The organism is Flavobacterium sp. WC2409, assembly GCF_041200085.1.
Taxonomy (GTDB): Bacteria; Bacteroidota; Bacteroidia; order Flavobacteriales; family Flavobacteriaceae; genus Flavobacterium.
Genome location: NZ_CP165625.1, coordinates 26,401 through 51,888, shown reverse-complemented (window position 1 = coordinate 51,888; position 25,488 = coordinate 26,401). Strand labels below are relative to the sequence as shown.

Annotated in this window: 14 protein-coding genes; 3 read left to right on the top strand and 11 right to left on the bottom strand. The window is 33.1% G+C overall.

Annotated elements, in window-relative coordinates; translation table 11 throughout:
* Window positions 1-13: 13 nt before the first annotated feature.
* The 9 genes from AB3G34_RS00160 to AB3G34_RS00120 form a co-directional block, all read right to left on the bottom strand.
* A complete protein-coding gene (locus tag AB3G34_RS00160) occupies window positions 14-1,441 on the bottom strand; it encodes a glycoside hydrolase family 30 beta sandwich domain-containing protein (protein WP_369753088.1) in 1,428 nt (475 codons plus the stop codon).
* 1 nt (window position 1,442) lies between these two features.
* Window positions 1,443-2,210 (bottom strand): endonuclease/exonuclease/phosphatase family protein, encoded by a 768-nt coding sequence (locus tag AB3G34_RS00155; protein ID WP_369753087.1) that lies wholly within the window; start codon window positions 2,208-2,210, stop codon window positions 1,443-1,445.
* A 162-nt stretch (window positions 2,211-2,372) separates the two neighbouring features.
* Window positions 2,373-3,437 carry a glycoside hydrolase family 16 protein gene (locus AB3G34_RS00150; RefSeq protein WP_369753086.1) on the bottom strand — a complete coding sequence of 355 codons (1,065 nt, stop codon included), beginning with the start codon at window positions 3,435-3,437 and terminating at the stop codon, window positions 2,373-2,375.
* 55 nt (window positions 3,438-3,492) lie between these two features.
* Window positions 3,493-5,238 carry a cellulase family glycosylhydrolase gene (locus AB3G34_RS00145; protein ID WP_369753085.1) on the bottom strand — a complete coding sequence of 582 codons (1,746 nt, stop codon included), beginning with the start codon at window positions 5,236-5,238 and terminating at the stop codon, window positions 3,493-3,495.
* Between the two features lie 36 nt (window positions 5,239-5,274).
* A complete protein-coding gene (locus AB3G34_RS00140) occupies window positions 5,275-6,741 on the bottom strand; it encodes a glycoside hydrolase family 30 beta sandwich domain-containing protein (RefSeq protein WP_369753084.1) in 1,467 nt (488 codons plus the stop codon).
* A gap of 11 nt (window positions 6,742-6,752) precedes the next feature.
* On the bottom strand, window positions 6,753-8,216 hold the full coding sequence (locus AB3G34_RS00135; protein ID WP_369753083.1) for a glycoside hydrolase family 30 beta sandwich domain-containing protein: 1,464 nt from the start codon (window positions 8,214-8,216) through the stop codon (window positions 6,753-6,755).
* Between the two features lie 169 nt (window positions 8,217-8,385).
* On the bottom strand, window positions 8,386-9,249 hold the full coding sequence (locus AB3G34_RS00130; RefSeq protein WP_367773441.1) for a PKD domain-containing protein: 864 nt from the start codon (window positions 9,247-9,249) through the stop codon (window positions 8,386-8,388).
* A gap of 17 nt (window positions 9,250-9,266) precedes the next feature.
* Window positions 9,267-10,784, bottom strand: a complete 1,518-nt coding sequence (locus AB3G34_RS00125) for a RagB/SusD family nutrient uptake outer membrane protein (protein WP_367773439.1) — start codon at window positions 10,782-10,784, stop codon at window positions 9,267-9,269.
* 14 nt (window positions 10,785-10,798) lie between these two features.
* Window positions 10,799-13,906, bottom strand: coding sequence for a SusC/RagA family TonB-linked outer membrane protein (locus tag AB3G34_RS00120; protein WP_369753082.1), 3,108 nt, complete (start codon window positions 13,904-13,906; stop codon window positions 10,799-10,801).
* A 319-nt stretch (window positions 13,907-14,225) separates the two neighbouring features.
* Between AB3G34_RS00120 and AB3G34_RS00115 the strand changes: the two genes are divergently transcribed.
* Complete coding sequence (locus AB3G34_RS00115; protein WP_369753081.1) at window positions 14,226-17,099, top strand: triple tyrosine motif-containing protein; 2,874 nt, start codon at window positions 14,226-14,228, stop codon at window positions 17,097-17,099.
* A gap of 62 nt (window positions 17,100-17,161) precedes the next feature.
* Here the strand turns inward: AB3G34_RS00115 and murF are convergent, their stop codons facing one another.
* Together murF and gldJ are read right to left on the bottom strand one after the other, a co-directional pair.
* Complete coding sequence (gene murF, locus AB3G34_RS00110; RefSeq protein ID WP_369753080.1) at window positions 17,162-18,445, bottom strand: UDP-N-acetylmuramoyl-tripeptide--D-alanyl-D-alanine ligase; 1,284 nt, start codon at window positions 18,443-18,445, stop codon at window positions 17,162-17,164.
* Between the two features lie 69 nt (window positions 18,446-18,514).
* Entirely contained in the window at window positions 18,515-20,197 is a 1,683-nt protein-coding gene (gene gldJ, locus AB3G34_RS00105) for a gliding motility lipoprotein GldJ (RefSeq protein ID WP_367757043.1), read from the bottom strand.
* Between the two features lie 211 nt (window positions 20,198-20,408).
* Here gldJ and porU point away from each other — a divergent pair, with 211 nt between their 5' ends.
* The gene (gene porU, locus AB3G34_RS00100) at window positions 20,409-24,239 is read left to right on the top strand and encodes a type IX secretion system sortase PorU (protein ID WP_367757041.1); all 3,831 of its coding nucleotides are present in this window, start codon (window positions 20,409-20,411) and stop codon (window positions 24,237-24,239) included.
* Window positions 24,240-24,277: 38 nt separating this feature from the next.
* A complete protein-coding gene (porV, locus tag AB3G34_RS00095) occupies window positions 24,278-25,447 on the top strand; it encodes a type IX secretion system outer membrane channel protein PorV (RefSeq protein ID WP_367773427.1) in 1,170 nt (389 codons plus the stop codon).
* The last annotated feature ends 41 nt before the right edge of the window (window positions 25,448-25,488 follow it).

The following is a 25,488-nucleotide window of genomic DNA, read 5'->3' as shown; positions in this document are numbered from 1 at the left end:
ATTTTTTTATTTATTACCAAATATAAGTTGCTACCGCTCCAGAATTTAAAGTCGTAGTAACCCATTTATTATTGTATTTAATATTAAAAGTTTCATTATTTTCTCCATCATTCAAAACTAATAAAACAGTTTTTCCTCCAGAAGTTCTAAAAGCCACATTAGTCAGATGATCAATTAAATTACTAGCAATTCGAGTTGAACCATCAGGAATAAACTTAGAAGCATGAGCAATAATATAGTACCCCACTTCTCTTTTAATTACTCCTTTTTTATCAATCATCAACGCTCCTTTACAAGTGCTACAACCACCTGGTGTAAAAGGCCTATAGAATTCATCATTGGCTAAGCCCCAAGATAGCGCATTTTTACTCCAATTTCGCATGGAACCAATCACCACGTTTTTTTCACTCCATCTTAAATCCGATTCAAAACTGCTCCCCGAACCTGTGTATTGTTCTGTGAAATATACCTCTTTATTAGGAAAAGCGTTGTGCACTGTTGACAGCGCACTGATGTCTCCTTCGTACAAATGAAAAGCTGAACCTGTAACAAATGGCAATGCTTCAGGATCATTCAAAATGGTCAAAGGATATTCTGGCTTATTACAATTATGGTCGTAAATTACGATTTTTGTTTTTAAATTGGCTTTTTTGAAAGCAGGACCTAAGTTATTTTTTATAAAATCAGCTTGCATTAAAGCAGTCATTAACAAACTTGGATTATTCCCCGGGTGCAAGGGTTCGTTTTGAGGTGTGATAGCATCAATAGTAATTCCTTTTTCACTCATACGTTGAATGTATTTTACAAAATACTCCGCATATACTTTATAATACTGAGGAAGTAAACTGCCTCCTTTTGTATTTCCATTGTCCTTCATCCAAACAGGTGGAGACCATGGCGATCCCATAATTTTAATCGATGGATTTATTGCTATAATTTCTTTTAGAAGTGGAATCAAATCATTTGCGTCTGAACCAAAGTTAAAATGCTCCAACTTCAAATCGGTTTTCCCTTTAGGCATATCATCATACGAAAAAACAGCCTCATTCAAATCGGACGCTCCAATGCTAATTCGCAAATAGCTAATCCCAATTGCATCCTCTTTAGTACCAAATAATTCTTGTAAAAGGGCCGCTTTTTTTGATTTTTCTAATTTATTGATAGCCGTCACACTTCCTCCTGTTAAACTAAAGCCAAAACCATCAATCGTTTGGAATTTTTGAGAGTCATCAACATCAATTGTTGGATTCGAATTAGCAAAAGTATTGAATACCAAGTTTTTTTCTTGTTTTTGCAATAGCACTGATTGATCACTTTTAGTCATCCAAAAAGAAACTTCATGAGTCGTTTCCATTGTTTTCCTTGAAGGGCTACAATTGTATTGAAGGGCAATTATAGGCAACAATAACAAAAGCTGTATCGTTTTTAATCTTCTTTTCATATTATTTTTTAAAGTTAAGTTCTACTAAAACCGGCAAATGATCTGATGGGTATTTCAAATCCTTGGAGTCACTCAAAACAGCATATTTCATTACATTTAAATTATTATTTTTTGATATAAAAATGTAATCAATTCTTTTAGTTACTGGCTCATTATGTTTAAAACCATTGAAAGTTCCTTCAGGTCCAAAAGGTTTATTCTGTGAAAGGTCCTTAGTATCATCCATTACTTTTTGCAACTTGATTATTCGATCCTCATTAGGTTCTGTATTAAAATCCCCCATGAAAATTACAGGATATTTCTTAGTATTTAGCGCCGCAATTTTAGAAAGAATTAGCTCAATTCCCTTGGTTCGAGCCACTTCACCAATATGGTCCAAGTGAGTATTGAAAACCCAAAAAAACTGTTTCGTTTTGTTATCCTTAAAAAGAGCATATGTACAAACTCTATTACAAGCCGCATCCCAGCCCATTGAAATTTCATTGGGTGTATCTGAAAGCCAAAAAGTACTAGAATCCAGTATTGTGAATTTATCTTTTTTAAAATAAATATTGGAAGACTCTCCTTTTCCAACCCCTTCTCTTCCCATGCCTACATTATTATATTTCAAAAGTACATTTGAGATATCAACAACTTGATTGGGGGTAGCTTCTTGAACTCCAAAAACATCCGGCTCATGGAATTGAATTTGTGATGTAAAAAAATCTTTACGATGAGTCCAATCATTTTCTCCATCACTACTTACATCCAATCGGATATTGTACGTCATAATCTTTAATGATTGCGCTGGTAAAACCGTGCACATTAGACCAAAAATCAGAAGAAAAAAGATATTTTTTAAATTTTTCATTTTATCAAATTATATTATAGATAAGATTGTTCGAATTACAAAACAGCAGCCAAAATATGGGCAATAATAAACAATAAAACCCTAATTATAAACCCTAACATAATCAATTTCAAAAGTAGAAGATGTGAAATTTGGATCAACATCACCTCCCCAAACGCCTCCCATAGCTAAATTTACTATTAGATAAAAGTTTTTATTGAATGGAAATTTATCCGAATTTTGAAAAGTATAATACAAGACATCATCAACATAAAACTTAATATCGGTAGCAGTCCAACTTGCTTTATAAATATGAAATTCTGTATTACTATTAGGAACTTTTATAATTCCTGTATCAGGCGTATTTCCTGATCTTCCTGGTGAATGCAACGAAGAGTGATTTTGATTTAAATTTTTTCCCACAGATTCTAAAATATCTAACTCTCCACAAGCTGGCCATCCTACACTACCAATATTACTACCTAGCATCCAGACAGCTGGCCATGTACCAACTCCAGTAGGTACTTTTGCTCTTATCACAATTGTACCATAAGTAAATTCAAATTTTCCATTGCTTTCTATTCTTCCAGAAGTAAACTTCCCTTTACCATAATCTTCTCTAAGTGCTGTAATTTTCAAAAGGCCGTCTTCCACTTTTATATTCTTTGCACGGGTGGTGTAAGATTGAAGTTCGTTATTAACATAACCCGGATCCCAAGTTTGCAAATTCCATTTAGAGACATCAGGAGCTCCATCTACATTAAACTCATCTGACCAAATTAAATTTAAAGCTACATTAACCACCACCACAACCGAAGAACTAATAAAATTTACTCCATTATATGCTGACACATAAACCGTAAATGTATTAGTTCCTGCCGTTTTGAAAGTATATGAATAATCTCCAGAGGTTTGTTCAATCGTTTTTCCATCAACCAATATTTTATAAGAAACCGCGTTATTCGCCGTGATTTTAAAATTCACTACGCCACTCCCATCTCCATTAGGATTTGCAGTAGATGTACCAACAACTGTAGCTTTAACCGATAAATTTGACGGCACAACTACAGGCACTTCATTTGAAGTTCCTCCATTGTCGCTACAAGACAGAAATGCGAATAGCAAAACAAAAGATAACAATGTTATTTTATAAGCAATGTTTTTCATTATAAATAATATTTTAAAGATGTTGATTTCTATTGATTGACCTTAGTGTAAATAGTTATTTTTTACTTTTTATAAATTCAAAATAATTAAGATTAAAACCTCCTTTGTCAAAAGCTACTTTGATTTTATTTATTCCTTTATTTAAATCTAATCCATGCAAAACAACCGTTTTCCATACCGCATCACCACCCGTTCTTGGAAGTTTTATACCCGATGATTTCATTCCATTTTCCATTTCAAAATGTAGCTTCCCATCTGCTTTTGAACTTGCGTATCGAATTGCAACATCATACGTTTTTTTTGATTTTGAATCTAATGTAAATTGCAACCACTCCTCATTTTCTATAAATGAAACTTGGAATCCATTTGAAATTGCATCCGTACATGGTAAAATATCAACTCCGTCATTACGCATTGAATTTCCTTTATTCCACTCTTCAAAAGTTCCCGTATCCACTTTATAATTTACTACATCCTTATCAAAATAAGCAAATCCATTGGTACCCAAATCGTATTCGGTCGCAAAGATTTTTCCTAGTAAATTATGTTTTTTATAGGCCTTTGTTTCATTCGTTTGCACTTGTCTAAACATCGCATCAACGACATCTGGCTTGACGGTCACATTTTCCATTTTAAAATTTTCCGCTAACTGCATCAGTGCTATTTTAGCAAAATCTGGACTGGGTTTCATTCCGCCATTTTTCCAATATTGAAGTAAAATCTCATAATCAGGATTCTTTTTAACTGAGGTAATTCCTGCGATATTTTCTATTTTTTTCATTGGCCAAAAAGCCCAACCTATATTATTGGATTCTACTAAAGAAATAGCATCTTTGAACCAAACATTAGAATTTTCACCACTTTCTCCCAACCATATTGGAACATTGTATTGCGTTCTATAATCCAACATTTTCTGAATCGCACCTTGTGTATTGTGGTTCCAATATTTATGAAAACTCATAGCCATGTTATCATCCCAAAGCGGAAAAATTCCATTGTAATTGTTGCCCCAGCAATTGCCTTCAATAATAATTAAGTGATTCGTATCTACTTCTCGTATTGCCTTCGTAATATTAACTTGAAGTGCTCTTAAAGGCCCATTTGAAGTTTCATCACATCCATTATTATTGGTTCCCGTAAAATTCCAGTTGGGTTCATTTATAATATCATACCCACCAATCCACGGATTATCTTTATAGCGTACCGCCACTTTTTTCCAAAAGGCAATCATTTTATTTCGATTGGCTTCGCTTTCCCACAAAGACGGCTTAGACGTATCATAATCGGATATATTAGCGTCTCTCCCTTGCCCTCCAGGAGCGGCGTGAAGATCTAAAATTAAATACATTTTATTTGCCGCACACCATTCTAGTAGATGATCAGTCATTGTAAAACCTTCCTCAAGCCATGTATTCTCTCCTGCACTTTTTTCTTCTTCAACAGGTAAAGTATACAAGTTATAATGCATGGGCAATCGAACTGAATTAAATCCCCAAGTCGCAAGAGAATCAATATCTCTCTTTGTAATTCCGTTTTCTTTATATGCTTTATAGAAATCTTCGGTACTCTTTTCACCAATTAAATCAGTGATTTTTTGTTTTATAACATACTGTGGTCCTGCAAATTGATCGGTCTTGAGCATATAGTCTTCTTGAACCATCCAACCACCTAAACCTAGACCTCTTAGAATTAGATTCTGCTCATTCCCATCAACAATATTTTGCCCGTTAGTATGTAAAAACCCTTGACTAAAAGACGCAATTGAGAACAATACTGTAATTATTAAAGCTCCTTTTTTCATATACTAATTTTGAGTTTAATGTGTTTTAAAATTTCATTACCATGCATAGGTTCCCACTGAACCTGCATCTAGGGAAGTTGTTATCCATTTTCCATTGAACTTAATATTAAATAAGGTGTTAACAGTACCGTCATTCTCAACAATTAGAACCTTTTTCCCTTCGGGAGTTATAAAAGCCACATTATTTAAATCACCACTAACATTACTTCCGATTCTTATAGAACCAGCCGGAACAAATTTAGAAGCGTGAGCAATAATATAATAAGCAACATTACGTTCCAAACTTTCACTAGAATTAACGGTTATGGCACCTTTACAAGTCGAACAACCCCCAGAGGTGTGTGGGCCAAAAGAACCTGAATTTGCTAGGTTCCACTCTAATGCATTTCTACTCCAATTTCGCATAGAACCAATGATTATATTTTTTAAATGCCATTTTAAATCTCCTTTAAAATCACCCGTAGAAGCCGTAAATTGTTCCGTAAAATAAATGCTTTTAGTTGGAAAAGCATCGTAAACCATAGAAAGTGCACTAATATCTCCAGCATATAAATGAAAAGCAGTTCCATTTACAAAAGCAGCTGCATCAACATCGCTTAATACGGTGTTAGCATATTGTATATTATCACAATTATGATCATAAGCAATAATTTTTGTAGTGATGTTTGCTGTTTTAAAAGCGGGTCCCAAATTTGTTTTAATGAAATTAGTTTGTTCTATTGCTGTCATCTCCATACTTGGATTGTTCCCTCCATGCAAAGGTTCATTTTGAGGAGTAATCGCATCGATTGTAATTCCTTCCCCTTTCATTTGTTGAATGTATTTCACAAAATATTGTGCATAAACTTCATAATATTTTGTTTGCAAGTGTCCTCCCACAAAACTGTCTTTATCTTTCATCCAAAGAGGCGCTGACCACGGTGTTGCTACAATCTTAATCTTTGGGTTAATCAATAGTATTTCTTTCAATAAAGCAATAACTCCATTTCTGTCAGGATCCAAGCTGAATTTTGCTAAAGCCAAATCAGAATCCCCAGTTGGTAAATCATTATAGGTAAATGGAGTAGCATTCATATCCGATGCGCCAATACTTATCCTGATATAACTGACCCCAATTGCACTTTCACCAGATCCGAATAATTCCTGTAAAAGGTCATTTTTCTTTGAAGAAGTCAGTTGATTAATGACATCTGCACTACCCCCAGTTAAAGTATAACCAAAGCCATCAACTGTTTGGTATTTTTGGGCTTCATTTACTTCTATACTAGCATAACCGTTAGCCGAAGTTCCAAACCCCAAGACACCTGTTTGTTTTTGAAGTTTTACGCTTTGATCTCCTTTAGTCAACCAAAAATCAACTTCATTAGCCACTGTCACAGGAGGTACTGGTGTTGGCGGTGCTGGCTCTGAACCACTATCACTTGATGAAGAACATTTTACTTGCAGAACTATTGCCGTTATAAAAAAGGTAATCTTAAGTACTCTTTTTAAATACTGATTCATATTGTTGTTTTTTAGTAGACTAATGTTTGAATAGCATGAGCTGGGATTTGCACTACTGTTTTCTCTGAAGCTACAAATAAATTATAGGTGACTTTTTTGTCACTTTGATTCATTACAATAGTGACCATTTTACCATCTGTATTCAAAAAAGAAGTACTTAACAAACTGCTTCTGCTAACTGCTGTACTTACTCTTTTGGCATCAGGACGAATAAATTTTGAAAAATGTCCGATGTAATAATAGGAAGGAGTATAGATTAATTCTCCTGTATTAGTATCCGCATGAATCGGTGCAAAACAGAAATTTCCAACATGATTAGGACCACCATTTTGATCCAATAAGATATTCCAGTCCGTCCATCCTACAGTTCCATTATTAAAATCATTAATCATAGAAATGCCATAACGCTCTGCATTAGGCCAAAATTGATATTTTTTAGCATCGAATTTTTCAATGCACCCTTCAGTAAAAAGTAATTTTTTATCTGGATATGCTTCATGTACTTTGCGTACATTATCAAACATTTGCGCTCCACCTGCCCAAGTTTCATACCAATGAAAACCCATACCCCAAGCATATTTTGAAGCTTCAGGATCAGAAAAAATAGTATTTGCTCTTTGATTCATTAAATCACGATTGTGGTCCCAAACCACAATTTTTTTATTACCAAGGCCCTCTTTTGCCATTATTGGTCCCAGAAAGTTTTTCAAGAAATCGCGCTCAGCTTCAGCTGTATATACACAAGACTCCCACGTTTGGACCGCCATTGGCTCGTTTTGTATGGTAAGCCCCCAAATAGGCATGCCTTCTTTTTCATATGCCTTAATAAATTTAGCATAATAGTTTGCCCATGCTTGATAAAACTCTGGCAACAAAATGCCCCCTTTTAGCATATTATTTGTGCTTTTCATAAAAGCTGGTGGACTCCAAGGAGAAACATAGGTCAATAATTTCCCTCCAGCCGTTTTGATTGCTTCTTTAAGCATTGGAATACGAAATTGCCTGTCATGCTCAATAGAAAAAGTCTTCAAAGACGTATCCCCTTCCTTGATATAAGTATAACTTCCATTGCTGAAATCAGAACTATGAATTGTTGTTCGTAACAAAGAATAACCAATTCCTTTGTCTTTATCATAATATGCATTCATGAGTTCCTGCTGTTTATCTTTGGATAATTTAGCATAAACTTCAGCACTAGCATCAGTTATTGCGCCTCCAATTCCCATGAATTTTTGAAAAGTTTTAGATGGTTCCACAAAAACTGAAATTTCTGTTTCAAAAGGTTGTCCCGCAGGCATAAAAACTAAATTATCTGTGGGAGTTAACCTTAAATCCGTACTATCTGCAGTAGTATATACCGTTATTTTTTTTCCATTAGTGATAAATCCTTGCTGTTCTTTTTTAAGCGAATGCTGTTGTGCAAAAGCAGTAAAAGAACAGAATAAAGCAATGACTTTCAAGCTATAATTTTTCATTTATTGTTATTTTTTAATTAATAATTATTTGATAATAAAAGTCTCAAAATAAAGACTCTAAGTTACAAATAAACGTAATGTTTTATTTTAGTTTTAAAAAAATAGCCCATAATCAAATGAGAATGGGCTATTTCACCAACTTAAAATTCAAACCTAACCTAACTTCCCTTTAATTACTGCCTCGCATTTCAACGTTAGTTATTGAAATTCCAGTAGTCCCAATGTTTTCACCACCACATTTAATTAATAAATAAACGGTTCCCGCTTCAGTAAAACGAACCGTATTTCCAGATCCAACACAACCTACAGTTGATAATTTACCTGAAAATACAGCTGTTGCGCATCCGTCCCAAGTACTCAATCCCATTCTTCTTCCATCTGCACTATAATCTGTGTTTTGAACTGGTGGTGTTTTGGAAACATATACTTCAAACCATGTATTTATAGCTCCACTACCAAATACTTTCATGTCAATTTTATAATCTTTGTTGGCTTGTACTTGGACTGCTTGATAAATTCCTTGCTGATTCCATCCCCCACCTTTTACGGTAGCACTTCCTTCATTAAATGACCAACTCGTTCCCGAATCACTAATTTTTAAAATAGTCCATTTATCATGATCTGTTGCGCTTTGAAATTTTCCGCCTTGAATAATATTCCCCGCGACTGGGTCAGAAGTTGCAACTACAATATCCTTAGTGGTTGCATTCATAGCTCCACCTTTACCAATTGCAGTATGTGTTACCGTATAGGTCCCAGCATCCGGAAAAAATACGGTTTCAATCATTTTGCCTGAAAAAGTACCTTCCCCAATATCCCATTTTGAAGCAATTACATTTGCTTTCTGAGCACTTAACGTAAATTTATTTGAAGCTCCTTCTACAGGCGTGACTGTAAAGGAAGCATCCACATTAGCATCAGTAAGACCATTACCGACACCAACTGCATCAGGTTGACAACTATTTAGTGAACATAATGTAGCCAAAGCAAACATTAGGTAAACGCCTCTATTTAAAACTATTTTTAATTTCATCTTATTCATTTTTAATATTAGTTGTAATTAGGATTTTGAACAATTTTAGTATTTTCCAATTCTTTCAAAGGAATAGGCCAAATTTCATTTTTACCAGTTGTAAATCCTTTACTCGCTAATGCGGCAGCTGCTTTTCCTGTTCTTACTAGGTCAAACCAACGATGACCTTCTCCTGCGAGTTCTAATCTTCTCTCGGCTAAAACAGCATCCATAGAAACAGGCACAGAGCCCAAGCCTACTCTTGCTCTAACCGCATCTAATAAAGCTTGTGCTCTTGCTCCAGTTGCACCAAGTGCTTCCGCTTCCATCAAATACGTATCAGCCAAACGGATTGCATATACATTTTGCTTATAATTTAAAACTGAAGCGCCTCCACCTGTAGAAACATCTGATGTTAATGGCATAAATTTTTTCAAAAAGTAACCTGTGTCTTTATATCCAGGAGAATAATCCGCCTGTCCTGCCGCTTTTAATGCTTTCATATCAACAATGGTTGCATCAAAACGAGGGTCTGATTTTAAGGCATCATACAAATTTTGAGTCACTGTATTGAAACTCCAGCCCGAAGCATAATCCGGAGCCGTAGAATTAGAAGGTCTAGAAAAACTCCTTGGCCCAACCATTACATTAACACTGTTTCCTTCATCTGATCCTGATCCCCAATTACCCCAATCTGCATTACTTTTATCTGTATGGGTAATTTCAATAATTGCTTCTGAATTAAACTTGTTATTTATAGTCCACAAATCTGCAAATTTATTTAGCAATTTATAACCATACATACTCGTGCCCCCTGGTGTTCCATTAACTGAAGCAAATGCAGCAGCTGCTTGAGTATTTTTCCCTTCATATAAATATACTTTTCCTAATAAAGCTTGAACTGAACCTTTAGAAAAACGTCCTCCTTCATTTGCTACATCACTTATTGTATTAGGCAAATTAGGTAATGCTTCTGTCAAATCTTTTTCAATTTGAGCATAAACATCATCTGAACTAGCTTGTAAAACATTATATATTTCACTAGTAGCTATTGGTTCAGTAATTAATGGGACATTCTTAAAAGTTCGCACTAATTCAAAATAATAATAACCGCGCAAAGCCTTAGTTTCAGCAGTAAATCTTGCTTTAGTTGCATCATTCATCGGCACATTAGGCAATTTTTCAAGTAGAATATTTGCTCTAAAAATACCTTGATAAAAATCATTCCAAAAACTAGCAGGAATTGTAACTGGGCTTATCGAATAATCTGAAAAAGATTGAATTCCGGTACCATCAGTTGCACCACCACCACCAGCATAAAAGTCATCTGATCCTGCATTTAACATACAAATCATATTCTCAAATCCTTTTGACTGTTTCCCTAAAACGTCATATACGGAAACCAGTCCTGAATAAGCCTCAGTTTCGTTAGTATAATAATTATCTTCTAATGCTGTCCCTTTTGGTTCCACATTTAAAAATTCCTCACTGCATGATGTTGCTGTAAAAAGTACAACAGAAGCAATAAGTGAAAATTTTATATTTTTAAGTTTCATAATAATATCTTTTATTAAAATTGTAAATTAACACCTAACATGAATGTTCTTGCTTGCGGATAAAATCCTCTATCAATTCCCATTACTCCTCCACCAATTTCAGGGTCATATCCTGAATATTTTGTGAAAGTGAATAAATTTTCGGCAGTTAAATAAATTCTAGTTTTGCTTAAACCTGCTTTACTAATAGCGTCGCTTGGCAAAGAATACCCTAACTGAATTGTTTTAAATCTTAAATAATCACCATCTTCAAGATAAAAATCAGAAGGATTATTAAAGTTTTTATTCGTGTCATTTGTAGTCAATCTTGGAAAAGTATTTGAAGTTCCTTCTCCTGTCCAACGTCCTAAAGCTGATGTTTGAAAATTGGCATTCCCAATATCTAACCTACGTAAACCTTGAAAAATTTTGTTCCCACTTGCTCCTTGGGCAAAAACTAATAAATCGAAATTTTTATAATCTAAATTAATAGTAAAACCAAAAGTATATTTAGGAATTGGACTACCTAGGAACTCTCTGTCATCTGATGTGATCTTTCCATCACCATTTACGTCTTTCCAACGGAAATCTCCAGGTACAGCATTAGGTTGAATTAATCCACCATCTGCATTAGTATATTCATTAATCTCTGTTTGATTTTGGAATATCCCTGCCGTTTTAAAACCATAGAAAGCATTATATGGTTGCCCCACTTGAACTCTTGTAATAGGGTAAGTACTTGACTGAATAGTTTGCCCACCAGATAAGAAATCAATACCGTTCCCTAAATAAGTAACTTTATTATCTAAATAGGAAACATTCGCATTAACGGACATATTTACTTGACCAATTTTTTTACGGTACCCCAACTCTAAATCAATACCTTTATTTTGCATATCAGCTACATTCCCAACAGGATTTCCTGTAGAACCCACATAACCAGGTATCAAAACATCTTGCAAAATGCCTGTTGTCTTTTTATCATATAAATCTAACGAAAGATTAAAATTTTGAAATAATGTAGCATCAAATCCTATGTTAGTTTGACTTGTCTCTTCCCATTTCAAATCAGGGTTAGAAGGAGCATTCGGACTATTACCTATAGTTACAGAACCCGAATTCCCAATAGTGTAATTTCTTCCACCTCCAATTGTAGCTAAATATCTAAAATCACCAATAGCATCATTACCTGTAACACCATAACCACCTCTAAATTTCAGTTGATTAACTACATTGTTTTCCTTCCAAAAATCTTCTTTTGAAGCTACCCAACCTAATGAGAATGAAGGAAAAGTTCCGTATCTATTATTTGATCCAAATCGCGAAGAACCATCTCTACGAATAATACCCGTTACCAAATATTTTTCTTTATAATCATAATTTAATCTAGAGAACAACGATGTTACAACATGTTCTGATCCAGTATACGCGTAAGAGTCAATCTGGTCTTTTGGAACACTATAATTAAATGAAGCATCTTTATAGCTAGTAACAGGAATATTATAATACGTTACACCGCTCCCACTAGTAATATTATCAACATAAGCACCCTGACCAACTAAAATACTGAAATTATGACTATTGATAAGTTTAGAATAAGAAGCTATATTTTCTATATTCCAACCAAAGCCAGTATTTGTACTTCTTGATATATTATTTTTGGCTACAATATTTGAAGCATTCAAATAAGATATTGGAGTAAAGCTTTCACTACCCCAATAAGCTAATTTTCCCCCAAGAGTAGTTCTAAATTTTAAGCCACTTATTGGCTCAACTTCTAAATAAGCATTACCAACAAAATTGTCAGACCAACCATAATTCCCTAATCTTGTTTGAATATACGCCAATGGATTAGACATTTCTTGACCAACAAAAGAGGAAATACCATAAGGATTACCATTAGCATCTCTAATTGCACCTGTATTTGTGTAAGGAGATTGATTTGCAAGAACTGGATCTCTTTCTACAATTGGTGTCAATGGATCTAAATTGATTGCAGAACTTAAAGGTCCTCCAAATTCACTATTAGTATTTCCTAACCCTACATTTTTCTCTCTAGAATATCCCAATGTTTGACCAAAAGTAATTTTCTTAGTGATTTTATGTGTGGAGTTTAACCTAATATTTTTTCTGATATAGTTGGAGATATCAGTAGCGACAATTCCTTCTTGATCCAAAAGACCAAAAGACAAATAGAATGTTGATACTTCATTTCCACCACTTAAACTTAATTCATGTCCAACACGTTTTGCATTATTATTAAAAATCGCTGATTGCCAATCGGAACCTACACCAAATGATGCTGGGTTTGAAAATTTAATATCTCCACCACCTGCTACTGAAGCCTCATTCATCAAAGTGGCATATTGAGTAGCATTTAATAAGTCTAATTTTCTAGCAGGAGCCGATATTCCAGTGTAACCATTATAATTGACACTGATTTTTCCAGATTTCCCTTTTTTTGTTGTCACAAGAATAACACCCGTCGCTGCTCTTGCACCATAAATAGCTTGTGAAGCAGCATCTTTCAACACCTCTATTGAGGCAATGTCAGATTGATTCAAATAACCTATACCACCAGCGTCAACCACTACTCCATCAACAACCCAAAGTGGCTCATTGTTTCCGAATGTAGTAATACCACGAACTCGAATAGTTGCAGAAGAACCAGGTTGTCCAGAGTTTGCGGCTATTGTCAAACCAGAAACTCTACCTTGTAATGATTGCTCAACTCTTGTAATTGGCAAATCTTCTAAGTCAGAAGCTTTAATGCTTGAAATAGCTCCTGTTACAACACTCTTCTTTTGAGTACCATAACCTACAACAACAACTTCATTCAAATCTTGAGATTGTGATGTTAATTTTATAACCACTTGAGAACGCCCTTTTATTGATTCTTGAACAGTTCCATAGCCAATATAACTAATAGCTAAAATACCATCTGAAGGCACTTGCATTTGAAACTTTCCATCAAAATCTGAAGAGGCTGATTTTGAAGATCCCTTTAATAAAATCGATGCCCCAGGAATTGGCATACCACTTTCATCATTTACTATTCCGTTTACCACAATGTCTTGCGCTTGTGCGTAAATCGAGAATAATAGAGATGAAAAACAAAAAATAAGTAATTTTGTTAATTTCATTTTTCTATAAATTTTGGTTAATTATTTAGTAATTTGAAACAATAGTAGGGTTATTTTTTTGTTATTAATATTTATTAATCACTACAAAAACACATCAAAGCCAAATAACTAACTAAACAAAAACACATCAAATAAAAATTAAAACTTTAATTAACAAGAGTTTACAAAATAACAATAGCTGTTATCAAAAAGTTAAATCATTAAATAAACCCTACAATTATTAAAATTGAGGTATTTTAGCTAATAATCTCGTTTCACATTACAAAAACTAAGACTTTACAGCTGTCATTACAACTTATAACGAGCCAATACAATAATTATGAAATCTTCAAAATTCTACGTTTTTTTTGCTTTGTTTTTATTTTTCACAACGATAATTTTTGCACAGGTAAAAAATATTGGACTGCCAGATATACGCAATTATAAAAGAACCGATTACAAAGGAGGAACGCAAAACTGGAATATTGATCAAGATAAAAACGGCAATTTATATTTTGCCAATAACAATGGGCTTTACCAATTTGATGGAACATCGTGGAGAAAATACATTTTACCAAATTCCACTGCTATCAGATCTTTAAAAATAGATAACTCTGGTAAAGTATATGTAGGGGGATATAATGAGTTTGGTTATTTCAAACCTAATTCAAAAGGAAAAATGGAATACGTTTCTATATCAAAATTGATAAATAAAAAGCAAGTCAAGTTAATTGATTTCATTTGGAAAATACACATCGTTAATAAAGCAATTATCTTTCAATCCTTTGGAAGAATCTATAGTTATAAGAACAATCAACTTAAAATAATTGAAGCTCCTAATAGATTCCAATTTTCATTCCTGGTAAACGACCACTTATACCTTCAAGAATCTTCTCTTGGAATAGTAGAATACAAAAATGGTGTTTTAACCCCCTTGAAAGGCACTACAGATATCAATAATACTGAAATTTGGGGAATGTTCTCTTTGCCAAACAACCAATTACTAATCACAACTTTAACTAAAGGGCTTTTTATATATCAAAATGGAAAAATGGCCCCTTGGAATACGCAAGCAAATTCCTTTATTAAAAAAAATAGCTCTCTTGGTGGAGTAAAAATAAAAGACAATTATATACAACTAAATTCCGTACTAGATGGAATTATAGTATGTGACCTAAACGGGAAGATCATACAACATATTAATCATACTAAAGGCCTACAAAACAACACTGTTCTAACTTCATTTATTGACAGTAAAAACAACTTATGGCTTGGCCTAGACAATGGAATTACTTTTATAAACGAAAGCTCTCCAATTACTTATCTCGGGTTCAGTTATGGATTAAGTACTGTTTATGCTTCAGCACTATTCCAAAATAAATTATATGTAGCTACAAACCAAGGTGTATTTTATCAATCTTGGGAAAATACAATTAGAGAAGATTCATTTAAACTAGTAGAAGGCACAACTGGTCAAGCTTGGAACTTACAAATAATTAATGATCAGTTACTATGCGCCCATAACAGAGGTGCATTATTAATTTCCGGAAATAAAGCAATTAAAACATTAGACAATAAAGGTTATTTTGGTTTTAAAGTAATTCCAAATAAAACAAACTTTATAATAGGAGCAAAATACAATGGTTTTGCCATATTTGAAAACACAGCAAGTGGATGGCAATTTAGAAACAAAATCGAAGGTTTTGAAAAATCAGCGAACACTTTTGAAATAGATGCCACGAATTTATGGCTAAAAAAGGATGCAGTTTTATATAAAATGACTTTATCTCAAGATTTAAAGAATTTTGAAAACATAAAAACATTCGAAAACCTATCTAAAAAAATAAAAGGAATAGGAAGTATTCATCATTTAAAAAATAACATATTCTTTCAAACGAATAATCATTTTTACCAATACTCAAATCAACAAAAATCCTTTACTGAAAACAAATCTGTAAGTTCCATTTTCAAAAATATTCCAAACATCAATTCAATAACCGAAGATAAATATGGCAACATTTGGTACGTATTTAATGAGTCACTGGGTATGTTGAAGCTGAATAAAAAAGGGCATTATCAAAATAAAGTAGCAGAGTTTTCGAATATGACAGGGAACCTTGTAAATAATTACCTATCGGTTACAACAATAGATCCTTCAAATGTTTTTATTGGACTAACCTCTGGTTTAGCGCACTACGATCCCAATATTACTAATAATTTAAAAATCAAACCAAACGTATTTATACGTAGTTTTTCTTTTTCGAGAGATACTTTGGTATTAGGTAATGGTAATAAAACAATAGAGAATTACGAAATTCCATACTCTTCTAACCATGTCCGATTTACTTTTTCATCCCCTACATACGACAACATTGAAAGCGTAGAATATTCCTATCAATTAGCCGGATTTGACAGCAAATGGAGCAATTGGTCGACTATTTCAATAAAAGAATATACCAATTTAAGAGAAGGTGATTACACCATGAAATTAAAGTCGAGAAATAGTTTTGGAATACAATCTGAAGTAGCCATTATTAATTTTTCTATTTCGCCACCATGGTATAGACATTATCTAGCCTATTTAGGATACCTTTTACTTATTATTATAGCAATCTATTATATTCGTAAAAGAGTTCAAATGAAAATTCGTAAAAACAAATATTACGAAACCATCGAACAAAGGCGATTATACCTTGAAAAAGAAACGAAAATACGTCAAGAACAATTTGACCTAGAAAAAGAGATTGAAAAATTAAAAAATGACAAACTTCAAATTAAGATCTTAGCAAAAGATAAAGAGCTAGTAAACAACTCCTTACAGGTTGTGAAGAAAAACAAAATTTTAAACGGGATAATTCATAAACTAAAAGACATAAATATTGATACATTAGATGAATCGACAAAATCTCAATTTACAAAATTGAACAGAAGTATTACAAAAGAAGTAAATGCAGATAAAAGCTGGAAAGATTTAGAGAAACACATTAAAAATGTACATTTTGATTTTCTAAAAAGATTAAAAGAAAAATACCCGACAATTTCACCGCGAGAATTAGATTTATCAACTTATTTACTGATGAATATGTCAACCAAGGAAATTGCCGAAATCATGAATATTTCTAATGGAGGTGTTGAATTAGCCAGATACCGTTTAAGGAAAAAATTAGAACTTAATAAAAAAGAAAATTTAATAGGTTTCTTAATGAGTATATAAAATAAAAAGGATATTATGACGTACATAATATCCTTTTTTAAAAGATGAGTAATAGTTTTTTACTATATAAAATCCAATGTCCTTTCTAATGCCATTCCTCTTGAACCTTTTATAAGGAGGGTGCTGTCTATAATTTTGGTTGTTTTTAAATAATTTGAAAAAGTATCAAATGAGTCATAAAAATAAAAATTACTCTTATCTATTCTAGTGTCGTAAAATGCAGAACCGATAAAAAAACATTGAATAGAGTTTTCTTCTAGTAGGGAGTCCACTAATTCCTTATGCTCTTTTGCACTTTCATTGCCCAGTTCAAACATATCTCCCAAAATCATTATTTTATTTGGCTTTTCCAATTGTAAAAAATTAGAAATAGCCACAGCCATACTACTTGGATTTGCATTATATGCATCCAAAATAATTTCGTTAGTCTCTTTTAACAAGAGTTGAGATCTATTGTTTTCAGGAATATAACTCTCTAGCGCTTGTTTTATAGGTATATTTTCGACTCCAAAGAACTTTCCTATTGCAAGTGCTGCATTCAAATTATTAGCATTGTAAAGCCCTATCAAATGAGACTGAATTATAATGTTCGAAAATTCAATTTCCACAAAAGGATTTGCTTTAACTTCTGCAATACATACATCAGCATTTTCTTTATTTAGACCAAAAGAAAAGGATTTTAGCAACTTTGATTTTTCAACTTGAATTGGATCTTCCAGATTTATAAAAGCTAATTTATCGTTTTTTGCTAAGTATTGATACATTTCACTTTTCCCTTCAATTACGCCCGCAACACCTCCAAATCCTTCCAGATGTGCTTTCCCAAAATTAGTAATATATCCGTAATCAGGTTTAGCTAATTCACATAAAAATTCAATTTCTTTTTTATGATTAGCTCCCATTTCAACGATTCCAATTTCAGTTTCTGAAGTAAATGACAATAAAGTTAAAGGCACTCCAATATGATTGTTGAAATTCCCTACAGTGGCTTTTGTATTGTATCTTTTTGAAAGCACTACTTGAATTAACTCTTTTGTAGTAGTCTTTCCGTTGCTACCAGTAAGAGCTATAATAGGTAACTTTAAATAGCCCCTATGAAATTTAGCTAATTCTTGTAAAGCCACTAAACTATCATCAACAAGTACTGTTCGCTCATCAATATAATAAGACTTATCATCAATAAGCACATAAGAAGCTCCTTTTTCTAAAGCTTCGCTAGCAAAAGTATTCGCATCAAATCGCTCCCCTTTTATGGCTACAAAAAAAGAATTAACACCAATCTTACGTGTGTCAATTGAAACCGATTTACATTTTAAAAATAAACTATGAATGTATTGGATATCCATATAAAAAGGATTAAAAAAAGCAAAAGCCCTAATCAAAGGGCTTTTTACTTTTATAATTATATAAAAAAATTAATTTCTAGCTGATTTTCTTTTTTCTGCCTTAGGTCCTACTCTAGACATAGCACATCTAAATCCAATATAGTCAGTTGCCATATCCTGTGGAAAATACCTTCTTTGAGCTGGGTCTAACCAATACGCTCTATCTCTCCAAGAACCTCCTTTGTAAACTCGTACTTCATCGTTTATCAAAGTAGTTCTTTTACTAGACTTATCGTATTTTCTAACCATCATACCTAAACTGTCTGTAGTAACATTATGTTTAGGAGAATTATACATATTCTTATCCAATTTTGCTTTATCAGTATCTGACTCTGATTCACCAAAGTTATAATATTTTGAAGATTGCTTATCACCATCTCTATAATTAATATTATTACTCTTATCAAAATTTTGTCTCAAGTACGTTTCGTTTTCATCAACTGGCACTTGTGCAATTTGACCTGGAAAACTTCTTACAATAATTTTACCATTACTAAGAGTATCTTTTTTCATAGTCTCTAGAGTAACAATTTCTACTTTCCCATCTTCTCCAATTTTGTTTTTAGTGTAACGATTTCCTCTAAAGTAGTTAAAATCATTTGACTCATTATCAATAATTGGTCTGTAAACATCGGCAACCCATTCGGCTACATTTCCTGCCATATCATACAATCCAAAATCATTAGCTGGATATTTTTTAACAGCATTAGTGATATCAGCACCATCATCAGACCATCCTGCAATTCCACCGTAATCTCCATTTCCTTGCTTGAAATTGGCTAATTGATCCCCTTTACTTTGTCTTTTTCCAGAACGAGTATAACTACCAGACCATGGATATTTCTTTTGTCCTTTATAGATATTATATTCTCTTTGACCTACATCTGCAGCTGCAGCATATTCCCACTCTGCTTCAGTTGGAAGTCTATATTCAGGTAAAAGTATTCCTGAAGAACGTTGTGCATAAACATTTTTAGCTTCAACAACCTTACCGTCTTTACCTGCTTTAGGGCTTTTTCTACCAGCTTTAGATTTTAAAACAATCTCCTCATTACCACCATATGTCATTGTTGGAGCTTTTAAATACGTTTCTGTACTAAAAGAAGCTTCAGCTGTAACATCTTGCGATTTTGCATTCTTTTTTAAATAACCATTCTTTTCTAAAATTGCTTCATTTACACGATCGGTTCTCCATTTACTAAATTCAACAGCTTGAATCCAATTTACCCCAACTACAGGATAACTTGCATACGCAGGATGTCTCAAGTAGTTATTAGTCATGGTTTCATTATAACCCAATCTATTTCTCCACACTAAAGTATCTGGTGAAGCTCCTTCATATATATATTTATAGTTCTCTTCTGTTGGAGGAAAAACATTTTTCAACCAATCTAAGTACTCCAAGTACATAAAGTTTGTAACTTCTGTTTCATCCATATAAAAGGATTGAACATGTTGTTGTGTTGGTGTGTTGTTCCAATCATGCATAACATCATCTTCCACTTTACCCATTGTAAAAGTTCCTCCTTCAACAAAAACCAAACCAGGTCCCGCTTCTTGTTTTTTACTACTAGAAGCTTTCTTGCTATCTACATTCCAGCCGGTAGCTCTTGATGCATTTTTTGAACTAGATTTTTTACTACAACTAGCAAAACCTACTATCATTATCAACGATAACATCAATCGAAATGCCATAATTTTGTTTACTTTCATACTCTTTTAAAGGTAATAATTTAAGTGATGCAATATAATAATTAACGATTAACCTGCAACACCATTTTAAAAAATTTTGCGCAGTTCAACCATATTAAACTATTTCATACAAATCAAACGCAAATTTATACTATTTATTATTTATTTTAACACTAAAAGCTATATTTTTACTCATTCCAATTAATTTATTATTAATACAATTTAATAAATAATGCGAAAGCTACTTCTGATTACATTATCCTTAATTTCTTCCATTTTAAATGCCCAAACCGTAGATAACATCACCATCGAATGGCTTGATAAAACGGAGATGTCAATTGGAAATACTAAAATCAACATTCCAATCTTTACTGGAAATCAATTTCATTATGATACTGAAAAAAAGATTCTTTTTTACACTTTAAAGCTAAAAGCACCTTATTCTTATGATAAAAATGATGTTTTAATCTCAAATATAAATTACGAATCTGTTTCAGCAGAACAACTTGGCGACTTAAAGCTAGAAAACATACCAAAAGTAATAGCCCCAACTATACAAAATTTCAAAAGCCGAGGTGTTTTAGAATCTTTCCTGACCCTCTCTCCCATTATAAAGGACTCTTATGGATACAAAAGGATAAAATCTTTTTCTTACACCATCAATAACTCAACATCAAAAATTAATCAATCGAACAAAACCACGAAACTTATTTACAATTCCGTTTTGTCCTCTGGCGATTGGTATCGTTTTTATATTGAAAAATCAGGTGTTTATAAAATTTCAAAAAGTTTTTTACAAGAATTAGGGTTTCCAGCTAATGGAATTGATCCTAAAAAAATTAAAATATATGGCAATGGAGGAAATATGCTTCCTTTATCAAATAATATTGATTACCCAGATGATTTAATTGAAAATACTATTCAAATTATTGGTGAAGATGACGGCACATTTGACACTAATGATTATATCTTATTTTATGCTGAAGGAGTTGACACTTGGAATGAAGAAAGTCAAACTAATATAAACCTTTACGATACAAAGTCGTACTATTACATCACCTCTTCTGGAGATAATGGTAAAAGAATGGGCCAAATGACTCAACCTTTAGGCAACAGTACATTGAATCTAAACACATTTGACGATTATCAATATCATGAAACCGATTTAGTCAATATTGCCCACCTTGGAAGACAATGGTTTGGAGAGTCATTTGACATCAATCAAGAACAAGAATTTGAATTCAACTTTCCTAATATTGATTTAACAATCCCAATAAAAATTAAAGCCGTAACCGCTTCGGCCGCTTATACCCCAACATCATTTCAAGTTAGCGCTAACAGTCAAATCATTGGACAAATCAGTTTTCCTGCCATAAACACCAATTCTGACACTGAATTTTATGTTGGCAACTTACCCAGCAATGCCTCTTTCAACAGTGCTGAAAATGTAAAAATAAAACTAACATACAACAACAATGGTGTTCCTGGATCCAAAGGTTTTTTGGATTACATTGGGCTTTTGGCAAAAAGAAAACTTCAAGGATATGGCAAGCAATTCAATTTTCAATATAACTCTTCAAATGGAGAAATAGGCATTGTCAATTACAATTTTACTAATGCAAATGGAATTTCTCAAATATGGGATATTACTAACACCAGTAATATAACCAAAGTAAAAAACAACAATCAAGATTTATTTTCGTTTAAAGGAAATCTAGGAGAAACCAAGAAATACGTCGCTATCGATGCTTTAGACTACTACACTCCCTTAAAAGAGACTAAATCTAAAATAACTAACCAAAATATAAAAGGCACAATTTTTAATAACAACCAAGGAGCCTTTCAAGATATTGACTATGTTATAATAACTCCAAATGAGTTGAAAAATCAAGCAGAAAAACTCGCTGATTTCCATCGGAATTATTCCAAATTAAATGTAAAAGTCATTACTACAGAGTCTATTTATCAAGAATTTTCATCTGGAAAACAAGATATTGCAGCAATACGAAACTGCATAAAATACATATATGACAATGCTTCTACAGATGAAAAAAGGATCAAATATGTAAACCTTTTTGGAGACGCTTCCTATGATTATAAAAACAAAACCATAAACAATACAAATATAGTCCCTATTTATCATGCTTTAAACAGCAACACTATTGGAGAATCTTCATTTGCCTCAGATGATTTTTATGGTTTAATGGATGATAACGAAGGAAACATTATTTCCTATTTTGGTGGAATTGATATTGCGGTTGGCCGAATGCTTGTAAACAACCCTTCACAAGCAGAGGATATGGTTAATAAAGTAATTGAATACCATGACATCAAATCATACGGAAACTGGAGAAACAATTTCGTGATGATTTGTGACGACTCCGATCAAATATCTGATTCCAGCCTACAAAGCAGACAAAATAATTTGGCCGACAGAATCACGGCACAAAAACCTTTTTTTAATATCAATAAAATAATATTAGATTCTTATATCCAAGAAGCATCGGCTGGAGGTTTTAGATATCCAAAAGCGAGGACAGACTTTTTTAATGCATTCGAAAAAGGAGCACTAATCTTCAACTACTTGGGACACGGTGGCGAGGATGGATTATCGGCTGAACGAATTTGGGAAAAATCAGATAGCCAAAACCTAAACAATCAATACAAATATCCATTATTCATTACTATTACTTGCGAGTTTTCCCGTTTTGACAATCCCACCAGACCAACAGCAGGAGAATACACCTATTGGAACCCGAAAGGCGGTGCTATTGCCATGATTACTACTATTCGCGCTATTGGTCAATTTAGCGCAGAAAATTTCAACGACACTTTATCTCAAAACTTATTGTCTTTTGGTTCTAATGAGTACACCTCAATTGCAGAGGCTTTACGAATATCAAAAAACAGCAATCCGAATTCATCTACTAATGTCGTTTTTTATATTGGAGATCCCGCATTGTTTTTAGCTATTCCAAAACCGAAAGTAAAGCTTACAAAAATAAATGATATCCCAACAACTCAAACCACGGATGCATTTAAATCATTAGCTCACATGAAAGTAACTGGCGAAATAACTGATGAAAATGATGTTACGCTGACAAATTATAACGGCGAAATTTCATCTACTATTTTTGATAAGACAATCCCAAGAACAACGTATAACAACGACGGAAACAGCCCACCAATAAATTTCACTACACTCGGAGAAACCATATTTAGAGGAAATGCTTCTGTTAAAAACGGAATATTTGAATTTAATTTTGTTGTCCCAAGAGACATTAGAATCCCTCTTGACAATGGAAAAATAAGTTTTTACGCTAAAAAAGAGCAGGTTTTAGAGAATGAAACTGGCTACGACACGAATATTAAAATAGGAGGTATAAATGAAAATGCAGCCGAGGACAATATTAGCCCAAAAGTTAAGTTATATATGAATGACGAGACATTTGTTTCAGGAGGCATTACAAACTCATCTCCTTTTTTACTTGCTTTTCTCGAAGATGAAAATGGAATTAATACTGCAAGCGGAATTGGACACGACATTATAGCTATTTTGGATGGAGACATAAGCAACCCATATATACTAAATGATTATTACCAAACAAATATTGATGATTTTACAAATGGAAGTTTACGATTCCCATTACATGACATTTCGGTCGGATTGCATACTATTGTATTTAAAGCATGGGATGTTTACAACAATCCAACAACTACCGAAATTCAATTTTTAGTAGTAGGAGACGAAACAATAACTTTGACACATGTTTTAAATTATCCAAATCCATTTGTCAATTATACTGAATTTTGGTTTACTCACAACAGACCTTACGAACCACTAACAGTTCAAATTCAAGTTTTCACAATAACTGGAAAGGTAGTTTGGACAAAAAACCAAATCATAACAACAGAAGGTTTTTTATCTAAAGAAATCACTTGGGACGGAAGAGATGATTTTGGAAATAAAATAGGCAAAGGCGTTTATATCTACAAGCTCACTGTCAAGTCTAGCACAACAAATAAAAAAGCTGAAAAGATCGAAAAGCTTGTGATACTTTAATAATATAGTATATTTGTTTAATGAATTTTAACATCAAAATGAGAAAAATAATACTTATAACAACTAGTATACTCACTTTTTCTTTTGCAAAAGCACAAGATAGAGTAATAACAACTGCAGTTCCCTTTTTATTAGTATCTGCAGATGCTAGAGCTGCTGGTATGGCTGATGTTGGTGTAGCCACTTCAGCAGATGCTTTTTCACAACAATGGAATCCTGCAAAATATGCTTTTGCAATTGATAAACAAGGCTTTTCTATAAGTTACACACCCTACCTTACTGATTTAGCCAATGATATTTCATTAGGACAATTAACCTATTATAATAAAATAAGCGAAAGAAGTGCTTTTGCTGGAAGTTTACGTTATTTTGGGTTTGGTAATATCGAATTAAGAGAAACTGGAGACCCAAATGAAGTTCCCAGAATTGTATCACCAAATGAGTTTGCACTAGATGGTTCTTATTCCTTAAAATTAAGCGAGAAATTTTCTATGGCTGTAGCAGGAAGATACATTCATTCTAATCTAAAAGTAGTTTCAGACAACGGTGATGCCTCTGCAGCAAATTCTTTCGCAATTGATGTTGCGGGTTTTTATCAATCAGAAGAAATTGCCTATAATGACTTTAACGGAAGATGGAGAGCAGGTTTTAATATTCAAAACTTAGGACCAAAAATAAGTTATGACAATGACGAAATTAGCACTAACTTTTTACCCGCTAACTTAAAGGTAGGAACTGGATTTGATTTCATACTTGACGATTACAACAAGGTAGCACTGAATCTTGAATTTAGTAAACTATTGGTTCCAACCCCTCAAAATCCAGATCTAAATGGAGACGGAACGATTACAGCTGAAGAAAGAGCTCAAAATAATGACAATTACCGCTCTATTGGTTGGGTTTCTGGAGTTTTTAAATCATTCGGAGATGCACCAGACGGATTTAGTGAAGAAGTTAAAGAAGTTACATATGCAGTTGGAGCTGAATACTTATACCAAGATTCATTTGCAATGAGACTAGGTTATTTTCATGAAAGTCCACTTAAAGGAGCTAGAAAATTTTTCTCGCTTGGAGCCGGATTTAAATACAATGTAGTTAAAGTAGATGTGTCTTATTTATTCTCAGCTTCAAAAGTAAAAAACCCTTTAGAAAACACCCTTCGTTTCTCTCTTACATTCAACTTTGGAGACAAATACGATGAATATTAATTTTTAATAAAATTTAAATTAAAAGTCCAAATTTCAACCCC